Annotated in this window: 12 protein-coding genes and 1 pseudogene; 9 read left to right on the top strand and 4 right to left on the bottom strand. The window is 71.2% G+C overall.

Annotated elements, in window-relative coordinates; genetic code table 11:
* The 7 genes and pseudogenes from cbiT to AC27KI_RS14610 all read left to right on the top strand — a co-directional run.
* Window positions 1-708 (top strand): precorrin-6Y C5,15-methyltransferase (decarboxylating) subunit CbiT (gene cbiT, locus AC27KI_RS14640; RefSeq protein WP_487114458.1); only part of this gene is annotated, 708 nt, incomplete at its 5' end.
* Complete coding sequence (gene cobI, locus AC27KI_RS14635; RefSeq protein WP_487114456.1) at window positions 705-1,541, top strand: precorrin-2 C(20)-methyltransferase; 837 nt, start codon at window positions 705-707, stop codon at window positions 1,539-1,541. The genes cbiT and cobI, both read left to right, overlap by 4 nt.
* Window positions 1,538-2,332: a cobalamin biosynthesis central domain-containing protein gene (locus AC27KI_RS14630; RefSeq protein WP_487114454.1), complete on the top strand. Its 795-nt coding sequence runs from the start codon at window positions 1,538-1,540 to the stop codon at window positions 2,330-2,332. The genes cobI and AC27KI_RS14630 overlap by 4 nt, the downstream gene beginning before the upstream one ends.
* A complete protein-coding gene (locus AC27KI_RS14625; RefSeq protein WP_284425163.1) occupies window positions 2,329-2,766 on the top strand; it encodes a cobalamin biosynthesis protein in 438 nt (145 codons plus the stop codon). Before AC27KI_RS14630 ends, AC27KI_RS14625 begins: the two co-directional genes overlap by 4 nt.
* A gap of 48 nt (window positions 2,767-2,814) precedes the next feature.
* A pseudogene (locus AC27KI_RS14620) lies at window positions 2,815-3,363 on the top strand (energy-coupling factor ABC transporter permease); the annotation flags it as partial.
* Window positions 3,364-3,492: 129 nt separating this feature from the next.
* The gene (cobJ, locus tag AC27KI_RS14615) at window positions 3,493-4,497 is read left to right on the top strand and encodes a precorrin-3B C(17)-methyltransferase (protein WP_272566244.1); all 1,005 of its coding nucleotides are present in this window, start codon (window positions 3,493-3,495) and stop codon (window positions 4,495-4,497) included.
* Window positions 4,494-4,895, top strand: a complete 402-nt coding sequence (locus AC27KI_RS14610; protein ID WP_284397158.1) for a (2Fe-2S) ferredoxin domain-containing protein — start codon at window positions 4,494-4,496, stop codon at window positions 4,893-4,895. Before cobJ ends, AC27KI_RS14610 begins: the two co-directional genes overlap by 4 nt.
* Before the next feature lie 53 nt (window positions 4,896-4,948).
* Here the strand turns inward: AC27KI_RS14610 and AC27KI_RS14605 are convergent, their stop codons facing one another.
* The gene (locus AC27KI_RS14605; protein ID WP_284430455.1) at window positions 4,949-5,839 is read right to left on the bottom strand and encodes a LysR family transcriptional regulator; all 891 of its coding nucleotides are present in this window, start codon (window positions 5,837-5,839) and stop codon (window positions 4,949-4,951) included.
* A 91-nt stretch (window positions 5,840-5,930) separates the two neighbouring features.
* On the opposite strand from AC27KI_RS14605, the gene AC27KI_RS14600 reads away from it, so the two are divergent.
* Window positions 5,931-7,001 carry an alkene reductase gene (locus tag AC27KI_RS14600; RefSeq protein ID WP_487090113.1) on the top strand — a complete coding sequence of 357 codons (1,071 nt, stop codon included), beginning with the start codon at window positions 5,931-5,933 and terminating at the stop codon, window positions 6,999-7,001.
* Window positions 7,002-7,044: 43 nt separating this feature from the next.
* Entirely contained in the window at window positions 7,045-7,980 is a 936-nt protein-coding gene (locus AC27KI_RS14595) for an NADP-dependent oxidoreductase (RefSeq protein ID WP_487090114.1), read from the top strand.
* Window positions 7,981-8,040: 60 nt separating this feature from the next.
* Here the strand turns inward: AC27KI_RS14595 and AC27KI_RS14590 are convergent, their stop codons facing one another.
* The 3 genes from AC27KI_RS14590 to AC27KI_RS14580 form a co-directional block, all read right to left on the bottom strand.
* Window positions 8,041-8,343 (bottom strand): hypothetical protein, encoded by a 303-nt coding sequence (locus AC27KI_RS14590; protein ID WP_487090115.1) that lies wholly within the window; start codon window positions 8,341-8,343, stop codon window positions 8,041-8,043.
* Between the two features lie 70 nt (window positions 8,344-8,413).
* Window positions 8,414-8,632: a hypothetical protein gene (locus tag AC27KI_RS14585; protein ID WP_272566235.1), complete on the bottom strand. Its 219-nt coding sequence runs from the start codon at window positions 8,630-8,632 to the stop codon at window positions 8,414-8,416.
* Window positions 8,633-8,706: 74 nt separating this feature from the next.
* Entirely contained in the window at window positions 8,707-9,363 is a 657-nt protein-coding gene (locus tag AC27KI_RS14580) for a flavin reductase family protein (protein WP_487114452.1), read from the bottom strand.
* Window positions 9,364-9,677 lie beyond the last annotated feature (314 nt).

The raw sequence follows: 9,677 nt of genomic DNA, 5'->3' as shown, positions 1-9,677 counted from the left end.
GACCTGGCGCCGGCCGACGCGGCGCAGCAGGCCTTCGCCGACCCCAACGTGGTGCTGCTGGTGCGCACGCGCCAGCGGCCCGCGCCGGTGCGCTTCGGCCTGCCCGATGCGGCCTACCACCAGCGCCAACCGGACAAGGGCCTCATCACCAAGCAGGAGGTGCGTGCCGTGTCGTTGGCGCGCATGCAGCTGCGCGCCGACAGCCGGGTGTGGGACATCGGCGCGGGCAGCGGCTCGGTGGGGCTGGAGGCCGCGCGCCTGTGCCCCCAGGGCCATGTGTGGGCCATCGAGAAGAACGGGGCCGATGCGGCCATCGCGCGGCAGAACGTGCAGGCCTTCGGCGTGTCCAACCACACGCTGGTGCACGGCAAGGCGCCCGAGGGGCTGGATGCGTGGCCCGACCCGGACGCCGTCTTCATCGGCGGCTCGGGCGGCGAGCTGGCCGAGCTGATCGCGCTGTGCCTGGAACGCCTGCGCCCGGGCGGCTGGCTGGTGATGAACTTCGTCACGCTGGAGAACCTGGCCGCCGCCACGCAGGCCCTGCAGGCCGCGGGTGCCGCGTGGGACGTGCTGCAGCTGCAGGCCGCGCGCAGCAAGCCCATCCTGCACATGCACCGCATGGCGGCCGAGAACCCGGTGTGGATCGTCTGCGCGCAGGCCGTGGGCACGGAGGCCCCGGCAGCGTCGGTGGTGGAGGAGGGCGCATGACCGATACGACCCCGTCCAGCGCCGCCCTGGGCCGCCTCATCGGCGTGTCGCTCGGCCCCGGCGACCCCGGCCTCATCACCCGCGCGGCCTGGGCGCAGCTGCAGCGCAGCGATGCCGTGTGGACCTACCCGGCCCGCAGCACCAAGACGCCCAGCTACGCCTTCGACATCGCGCAGCGCGCAGGATTGGCGCCGCCCGCCACGCACCAGACGCTGCTGTTCCCCATGACGCACGACGGCGACAAGCTCGCCCGCGCCTGGGCGCGCGCCGCCGCCGCCGTGCTGCCCTGGCTTCAGGCCGGGCATGACGTGCTGTTCCTGGTGGAGGGCGATGCCAGCACCTATGCCACCTTCGGCCACCTGGCGCGCACCGTGCGGGCGCTGGATGCGCGCATCGAGGTGCCGGTGATCGCGGGCGTGAACGCCTTCACCGCCGCCTGCGCCGCGCGCGGCATGCCGCTGGCCGAGCAGGACGACACGGTCGCCATCGTCCCCGCCGCCTACGGCGTGGGCGCGGTGGACCGCCTGCTGCCCGACTTCGACACCCTGGTGCTCATGAAGGTCAAGCCGCTGATGGACGAGCTCATCGACTGGCTCGTGCGGCGCGGGCTGCTGCCGCACACGCAGTTCATCGAGCGCGTGGGCGCGCCCGACGAGCGCTGCGTGAACGGCCCGGACCTGCCAGCCCTGCGCGGCACCAAGGTCAGCTACCTCTCGCTCATGGTGGTCAAGAACCCGCACCGCATCCGCGGCGAGCGCATCAAAGGCTGCCTCAAGAAATCCCCGCCCGCCGATGTGGGCGCCTTCCTATCCGAACCGGAGCCTGCCGAATGAATTCCCCCGCCACCCCCGCCGTGGTGCTCTCCGCGCCCGCGCAGCCGCTGGAGACCGTGCGCGTGTGCCTCGTCGCCATCACCCGCCACGGCGCCGCGCAGGCCGCGCAGCTGGCCCGCGACGTGCCGCAGGCCCATGTGTGCACCGCGGCCAAGTTCGCCAGCGCGTTCGAGGGCCTGCCCAACACCGTGCGGGCCTACGAAGGCGCGCTGCGCGACGAGATCGCGCCGCTCTTCGCCGCCTACGACCAGCTGGTGTTCTTCGTCTCGCTCGGCGCCGTGGTGCGGCTCATCGCGCCGGTGCTGAAATCCAAGGACGAGGACCCCGGCGTGACGGTGGTGGACGACGCGGGCCAGTTCGTGATCCCCGTGCTGTCGGGCCATGTGGGCGGCGCCAACGACTGGAGCGAGCGCATCGCCGCGCTGATCGGCGCCACGCCCGTGCTCACCACCGCGTCGGACGTGGGCAAGACCATTCCCGTGGACATCCTCGGGCGCCACCTGGGCTGGCGCGTGGAGGCGCCCAAGATCAACATCACGCGCGTGTCGGCCCACGTCGTCAACGGCGAGCCCATCGCCGTGGTGCAGGAGGCCGGCCGCCGCGACTGGTGGAACCGCCCCACGCCGCTGCCCGCCAACATCGCCTGCTTCGACCGCCTGGACGATGTCGACCTGGCGCACTACCGGGCCGTGCTGTGGGTCACCCATGCGCCGGTGCCGCCCGAGCAGTGGCAGGCCCTGCAAGAGCGCCTGGTGGTCTACCGCCCGCCGCTGGAGGGCGCTGCGGCATGACGGCGGCACCCGGCACCGGTGGGCTGCGGCTGGCCATCGGCCTGGGCTGCGACCGCGGCACGCCCGAGGCCACCGTTCAGGCCTGCCTGCTGCAAGCCCTGGCGCAGGTGCCCGCCGACCTGCGCCACGTGGCTGCCGCCGCCAGCATCGCCGCCAAGGCCGACGAGGCCGCCTTTCTCGCATTGGCGGCGCGCCACGGCTGGCCGCTGCAGTGGTACACCGCCGCGCAACTGGCGGCCGTGCCCGTGCCCAATCCTTCGGCCACGGTGCTGCGCTACATGGGCACCCCGTCGGTCAGCGAGGCCGCGGCGCTGCTGGCGGCCGGCGCCGCGCACGATGCATCCGCCCTGCTGGTGGAAAAGCACCGGCTGCGCGGCGAGGACGGCCGCAACGCCACCGTGTCGATCGCGCGCATGGCGCGCGCGGCCGGCTGATCCCTTCGTTCCGATCTTTCCCCTTCTTCACCCCAAAAGGCTCACACCATGCACATCGAAATCGGCATCCTTTCGCAGGACAAGATCGCCTTTGCCTCCGTCGCCGCCACGGCGCTGCTGGGCGCGCACGCGCTGCCCCTGCTCAAAAGCCCCACCGCCTGGCTGCGCACGGTGCTGGCGGCCTTCTTCTTCAGCGTGCTCATGCAGGTCTGGCACATGCCCGTGGGGCCGTCGGAGCTGCATTTCGTGGGCGCCATGCCCATCTACCTGCTGTTCGGCTTCATTCCCACGCTGTTCGGCTTCGGGCTGGGGCTGCTCGCCCAGGCCCTCGTGTTCGAGCCGCAGGACCTGGCGCACCTGGCCATCAACTTCCTGAGCCTGGCCGTGCCGCTGGTGGCCGTGCACCACGGCCTGGGAAAGCGCATGCAGCGCATCAGCGTGGCCAACGTGCTCAAGCTCGATGCCATGTACTACGCCGGCGTGACGCTCATGGTGGGCTTTTGGCTGTCCATCAGCAGCGATGCGGCGCCCGTGGCCGACTGGGCGCTGTTCGCCGCGTCGTACCTGAGCCTCGTGGCGGTGGAGCCGCTGCTCACCATCGGCATCACGCTCGGCGCCGCCCGCCTGCGCGGCCGCCGCTGGCTGGCCGCCTGCATCGACGAGCGCACGCTGCAGCGCGTCGCGTCCCCCCGCCCCGGCGGCCGCTGCGTGAGGGGCCCCGCGACCATGTCCGCAGGAAAGATCATGCTCGTGGGCATCGGCCCCGGCAGCACCGACCACATGACGGCGCGCGCGCGCGCCGCCATCGCCGAGGCCGACACCATCATCGGCTACGTCACCTACATCAAGCTGGTGGCCGATCTCATCGAGGGCAAGGAGATCATCCGCAAGTCCATGACCGAGGAGCTGGACCGCGCCATCGAATCGCTGGCCCGCGCCCGCGAGGGCAAGAAGGTGGCGCTCATCTCCTCGGGCGATGCGGGCGTGTACGGCATGGCCGGCCCCACGTTCGAGGTGCTGTTCCAGGCCGGCTGGACGCCGCCCGCCTTCGACGAGAACGGCGTGGTCGAGCCCGGCGGCATCGAGGTTGAGATCGTGCCCGGCGCCTCGGCCATCAACAGCTGCGCCGCCCGCGTGGGCGCGCCGCTCACGCACGACTTCTGCGCCATCTCGCTGTCCGATCTGCTCACGCCCTGGCCCACCATCGCGCGCCGGCTCGACGCCGCCGCCCTGGCCGACTTCGTGGTCGCGCTCTACAACCCCAAGAGCGGCCGGCGCACGCGGCAGATCGAGGAGGCGCAGCGCCTCTTTCTGCGCCACCGCAGTCCGGACACGCCGGTGGCCATCGTCAAGAGCGCCTACCGCCGCCGCGAGCGCATCGAGTTCGCCACGCTGGCCACCATGTGCGATGCCGACATCGGCATGCTCAGCACGGTGCTGATCGGCAACAGCAACACCATCGTGCAGCACGGCCTCATGGTCACGCCGCGCGGCTACGCCAACAAGTACGACGTGGAGGGCGGCGGCGCCACGCGGGCCGGCGAGCGGCCGGGCCGGTCGCTCTCCACCGGCCTCAACGGCTGGCTGGAGAATCTGCAGCTCGATCACGCGGCCGGCGAGAGCATCGAGGCCCTGGCCCGGCGCCACCGCCTGCCGGCCGATTACATTCGCGACACCCTGGCCCAGCCCCTGGCGGCCGAGGCCGTCGCCACCACCGAGGAAGAGGCATGAGCCAGCAAGACCCCACCACCGCCACCGCCACCGCCACGACCGCAGCGCCCGAAGGGGTGCGCGTGGCCATCCGGCCGAAGATCGGTGCCTACCGCCGCCACATCCTCATCTGCACCGGCCCGCGCTGCGCCGAAGACGGCCAGGCGCAGGCCCTGTTCGACAGCCTGGGCGACAAGTTCAAGGCCGCGGGCCTGAACGATGGCGAGCTGCGCGTCAAGCGCAGCCGCGTGAGCTGCTTCGCCGCCTGCAAGGGCGGGCCGGTGATGTGCGTGCAGCCCGACGGCACCTGGTACTACGACGTCACGCCCGCCAACATGGACCGCATCATCGAAAGCCACCTGGTGGGCGGCCAGCCGGTGCAGGACCTGGTGTTCCACCAGGGGCCTTCCGGGGGCTGAATGGCGCGAATGCGGCGGCCGGGGCGGCCGGGCCGTGCACCTTGCGGCCGGCTTCACGCACCGGTGGCCAGGCGCTCCTGCAGGAACTCGATGAAACGGAGCGTTTTCGCCGGCAGTAGCCGCGTTTCGGTCAAGGCGTAGACCGGGACGGGCGTTCCGTACCAGCCGGGCAGGATGCGGCGCAGGCGCCCCTCGGCCACGTGGTCCGCGACGACGCCTTCCGCCAGCAGCGCGATGCCCTGGTCCAGCACGGCCAGGCTGCGGCACATCCCCACGCTGTTGACCTTGAAGCGCTGGCCGATAGCGACTTCCACGGTGGCCCCTCCCTCGTTGGCGTTCAGCACCCATGGGCCGAGCTTCGGAGAGCCGATGCACACGTGCTGTGACAGGGCGGCGGGGTCTGCGGGCTCGCCCGCTGCCTGCAGGTACCGGGGCGATGCGTACAGGTGGGTGGTCAGGCGGGCCAGCTGGCGCGCGACCAGCGTCGAGTCCGGTTGCTCGCCCATGCGGATGGCCACATCGAAGGGCTCGGCCACCAGGTCCACCCGGCGCGGGCTGAGGTCCAGATCGAAGGCGATGCCCGGATAGCGGCGGGCGAACTCCGCGATCAGCGGCGCCACATAGATGGTCGCAAAGTCCACCGGCAGCGAGGCGCGCAGCACCCCGCTGGGCTGGGCCAGCAGGTCGCCCAGCTGCTCGTGCGCGATCCGCGCCTCCTCGACGATGCGCCGGCAGCGCTCGTAGTAGATCTGTCCCGCTTCGGTCAGCTCGATCCTGCGGGTCGTGCGGTGCAGCAGGCGCAGGCCGATCGATGTCTCCAGCGCGCCGATCCGCCGTGACAAGGTCGAGTTGGGCACGCCCGTCGCATCGCCGGCCGCGCGAAAGCTCTTGGCTTTCACCACCTCCACGAAAAGCGCCATGTCGTTCAGGTATTCGAGGGCCATTGCGTCAATATTGGATCAATCATTCCCACCAAGCCATCTTTATCTCATGGGTAGGTTAATCGAAGATGCAGCGTCGCAACCGGAGAAACCCATGACCGCCCTTTTCAGCCCTGCCACCGTCGGCCGCTACACCCTCTCGAACCGCCTCGTGATGGCGCCCATGACGCGTTCCCGCGCCGCGCCCGACGGCACGCCCACGGCCCTCGCGGCCACCTACTACGCGCAGCGCGCCGATGTCGGGCTGATCGTCTCCGAAGGCGCGCAGCCTTCCGACGACGGCCAGGGCTATCTCACCACCCCCGGCATCTACACCGATGCCCATGTGGCCGGCTGGCAGGCCATCACTGCCGCCGTGCACGCCAAGGGCGCGCGGCTGTTCATCCAGCTCATGCACGTGGGCCGCATGTCGCACCCCGACAACACGCCCCACCACCGGCAGGCGGTGGCGCCTTCGGCGATCGCACCCGGCGCGCCGATGTTCACGATGACGGGCATGCAGCCCATCCCCGAGCCGCGCGCGCTGACCACCGAGGAGATCCAACACACCGTGGCGGACTTTCGCCGGGCCGCCCGGCGGGCGATCGAAGCGGGTGCCGACGGCGTCGAAATCCACGGTGCGAATGGCTATCTGGTCCAGCAGTTCTTCGCCCCGAGCGCCAACACCCGCACCGACCAGTACGGCGGATCGATCGAGAACCGCGCCCGTTTCGCCATCGAAGTGGCCACCGCGATCGCCGAGGAAATCGGCGCGGACCGTACCGCCATTCGCCTGTCGCCCGGCGCCCAGTTGGGGGGCATCGATGAGGGGGTCGAAGGGCCGGCCCTGTACCGCTACCTGAGCGCCGAACTCTCCCGGCTGGGCCTGGCTTATGTGCATGTGATGCACGTGGGCGACGAAGCCCTGGTGGCGGACATTCGCAAGCTCTGGCGCGGCACGCTCATCGTGAACCGCCCGGGGCGTGCACGCGAGCAGATCGGCACCGACCTGGCGTCGGGCCTGGCCGATCTGGAGGCCTACGGACAGATGGTGCTGGCCAACCCCGACTTCGTCGAGCGCCTGAAAACCAACGCCCCGATGAATGCACCGGACCACAACACCTACTACGGCGGTGGTGCCAAGGGCTACACCGATTACCCGGGCCTGGCCGGCGCAGCCGCCTGAAACGGCGCGCCCCGCCATCGACACCTGGACAGGAGAACCTCCCATGACGACGACCCAACGCGCGGTCCTGATCCGCGCCTACGGCGGCGCGTCGGCCGCCGAGATCGGCGAGATCCCGAAGCCCTCTGCCGGCGACGGCCAGGTGCTGGTCCGGGTTCGCGCGGCCGGCGTGAACGGCATCGACTGGAAAGTCCGCGAAGGCCTGGTCCAGAAGGCGTTCCCGATTCCCCTGCCCGCGGTGCTCGGCATCGAATTGGCCGGCACCGTCGAGGCCGTCGGGCCGGGGGCCTCGCGCTTTCGGGTCGGCGACCGCGTCATGGGCCCGCTGGGTCGGCTCGGCGCGTACGCGCAATTCGTGCCGGTGGCCGAGGCGAATCTGGTGCACACGCCCGCGGGGCTGGACGATGTCCAGGCCGCCGGCATTCCCGTGGCGGCCGTCGCGGCCTGGCAGAGCCTGCACCAGGCGGGGCCCATCGCGGCAGGCCAGCGCATCCTGATCCACGGCGCTGCGGGCGGCTTGGGCGGCTATGCCGTGCAGTACGCCAAGCGGGCCGGCGCCGAGGTCTTCGCCACGGCCTCCGCAGCGCACCTCGACCATGTCCGAAGCCTGGGCGCGGACCACGCCATCGACCACCGAAGCGAGCGTTTCGAGTCGGTGGCGCAGGGCATCGGCCTGGTGCTGGACTACGTTGGCGGCGAGGCGCTCGATCGCTCGTGGGCCGTGCTGGCCGAAGGCGGCGCCATCGTCAGCGCGGCCGCGCCCGACATCGCCGCACGCACCCCTGCCGGCCGTCGCGGACTGTGGTTCGTCAACCAGGCGGACGCGGTGCTCCTGGCGCAGTTCGCGCAGGAAATTGCCCAAGGCTCGCTGATCTCGAAGCTGAGCGATACCGTGGGCTTCAACGGCATTCCGGCGGCCATCGAACGCAGTCGCACCGGCCCCCGCATCGGCAAGGTGGTGGCCGACTTCACGCGCTGACCGCTCCCCGGCCGCGAATGCCCGGGAGGCGAACGTCTTCGGCGGTGTATCGCGCCGGCCTTACCGCTGCGCCGGCGGGCGCGCCAGCCAGCGCACTCCCACCCCGGCCAGGTACAGCATCAGCGCCGAGGGCAGCGTGAACATCGACCCCCACGCACCGATCATGAGCACCGAATACGCCGCGTCCGACAGTCCGGGGGCCGCGGCGCATTGCATGCCCGAGCCCTCGTTGCCTTCGCAGCCGAGCAGGCGCAGCAGCGGCCACGACAGCAAGAGCAGCAGCACCGGCGCGAGGCCGAGGACGATGCACAGCAGGCCGAACCAGCAGCGCACGGCGAAGCGGCGCAGCGCGGTGGCCCTCATGCCGGGCCGTCCCGTTCCATCGCAGCCGCCCCGCACCGCGCAGGGGCCGGCTGCGGGCCGCGCATCCCCATCACTTCTTCGCGCCCAGCACCAGCAGCAGGCCGCCGACGGCGATGGCGCCGATGCCCACCCACAGCGGGATGTTGACGGTCTCCTTCTCCTTGGCCGAGATCTCCAGCGGACCGACCTTCACCACGGTGGTGTCCTTCGTGTAGCTGAAGCCGCCGTAGGCCAGGCCCAGGGCGCCGGCCACGATCAAAACGATGGCGATCAGTCGGGTGGGGTTCATGGTGTCGGTTCTCTGCAGTGGAATGGAAAAGGGTTGGTGGAGCATAGCCGCTGGCCGGCCCCGCCCAGGCCCGCTCAGCGCGGCCGGTGCATCTTGAACAGCTGCTCCGGCCCCACCGTGAAATAGTCCGCCGGGCCGCCCGCGCGCAGGATGTGCCCGGCATGGGCCGTGTCGTACACCCCGTCCTTGAGTAGCGCGCGGTCGATGTGCACCGCCACCACCTCGCCCAGCACCAGCCAGGTGGGCACCTTCTCGCCGTCCGCGCCTTGCAACTGCACGATTTGCGTGCGGCGGCATTCCATGGCCACGGGGCTTTCGGCGACCCGGGGCACGGACACGATCCGCGAGGCCGCGGGGGTGAGGCCGCCGAGCGTGAACTCGTCCACCTCGGGCGGCACGGCGGCGCAGGTCCGGTTCATGGCCTCGGCCAGCGGGCGGGTGGCCAGGTTCCAGACGAACTCGCCCGTGGCCTGGATGTTGGCGAGCGTGTCCTTGGCGCCGATGCTGGCGAATCCGATGATGGGCGGCGTGTAGTTGAAGGCGTTGAAGAAGCTGTAGGGCGCCAGGTTGAGCACGCCGGCCGCGCTGCGCGAGGCGATCCAGCCGATGGGGCGCGGCCCCACGATGGCGTTGAAGGGGTCGTGCGGCAGGCCGTGGCCCTGGCGCGGCTCGTAGCTGTGGATGCCGGAGGCGGCCGGGGCGGCGTCGTGGGGGGAGGTGGCGGTCGTCATGCCTGCACGATACACAAACGGTTGCGGATTCGCCGGCCAGGGCATTTGCTACTATTTTCATAGCTAACAGGGCAATCAATCTCCCGGCGTGCGGCCTGAAAGGTTCGAAAAGGCTGCGAACGCCCCCTTCACCGCCTGCCCGGGCGCCTTCAGTCCAGCAGGCAGGCGGCCACCGCGCCCAGCAGCTCGCCCAGGTCCGCCGCCGGCACGGCGCCGGGCGGGGCGATGTCGCCGTGCAGCAGGCCGATGGCGATGCCGGCGGCCAGGTGGCGCCCCACGGCGTAGGCGGCCTGGCATTCGCGCACGCCGCCGCT

Source organism: Acidovorax sp. KPB24-03 (assembly GCF_057546605.1).
Note: the sequence above shows the minus strand (reverse complement) of the source record. Positions and strands in the feature narration are given on the sequence as shown.

What these genes read in the sequence shown, in the direction of transcription:
- cobI (WP_487114456.1), top strand. Translation starts at nt 705, where the DNA reads ATGACCGATACGACCCCGTCCAGCGCCGCCCTGGGCCGCCTCATCGGC.
- AC27KI_RS14630 (WP_487114454.1), top strand. Translation starts at nt 1,538, where the DNA reads ATGAATTCCCCCGCCACCCCCGCCGTGGTGCTCTCCGCGCCCGCGCAG.
- AC27KI_RS14625 (WP_284425163.1), top strand. Translation starts at nt 2,329, where the DNA reads ATGACGGCGGCACCCGGCACCGGTGGGCTGCGGCTGGCCATCGGCCTG.
- cobJ (WP_272566244.1), top strand. Translation starts at nt 3,493, where the DNA reads ATGTCCGCAGGAAAGATCATGCTCGTGGGCATCGGCCCCGGCAGCACC.
- AC27KI_RS14610 (WP_284397158.1), top strand. Translation starts at nt 4,494, where the DNA reads ATGAGCCAGCAAGACCCCACCACCGCCACCGCCACCGCCACGACCGCA.
- AC27KI_RS14605 (WP_284430455.1), bottom strand. Translation starts at nt 5,839, where the DNA reads ATGGCCCTCGAATACCTGAACGACATGGCGCTTTTCGTGGAGGTGGTG.
- AC27KI_RS14600 (WP_487090113.1), top strand. Translation starts at nt 5,931, where the DNA reads ATGACCGCCCTTTTCAGCCCTGCCACCGTCGGCCGCTACACCCTCTCG.
- AC27KI_RS14595 (WP_487090114.1), top strand. Translation starts at nt 7,045, where the DNA reads ATGACGACGACCCAACGCGCGGTCCTGATCCGCGCCTACGGCGGCGCG.
- AC27KI_RS14590 (WP_487090115.1), bottom strand. Translation starts at nt 8,343, where the DNA reads ATGAGGGCCACCGCGCTGCGCCGCTTCGCCGTGCGCTGCTGGTTCGGC.
- AC27KI_RS14585 (WP_272566235.1), bottom strand. Translation starts at nt 8,632, where the DNA reads ATGAACCCCACCCGACTGATCGCCATCGTTTTGATCGTGGCCGGCGCC.
- AC27KI_RS14580 (WP_487114452.1), bottom strand. Translation starts at nt 9,363, where the DNA reads ATGACGACCGCCACCTCCCCCCACGACGCCGCCCCGGCCGCCTCCGGC.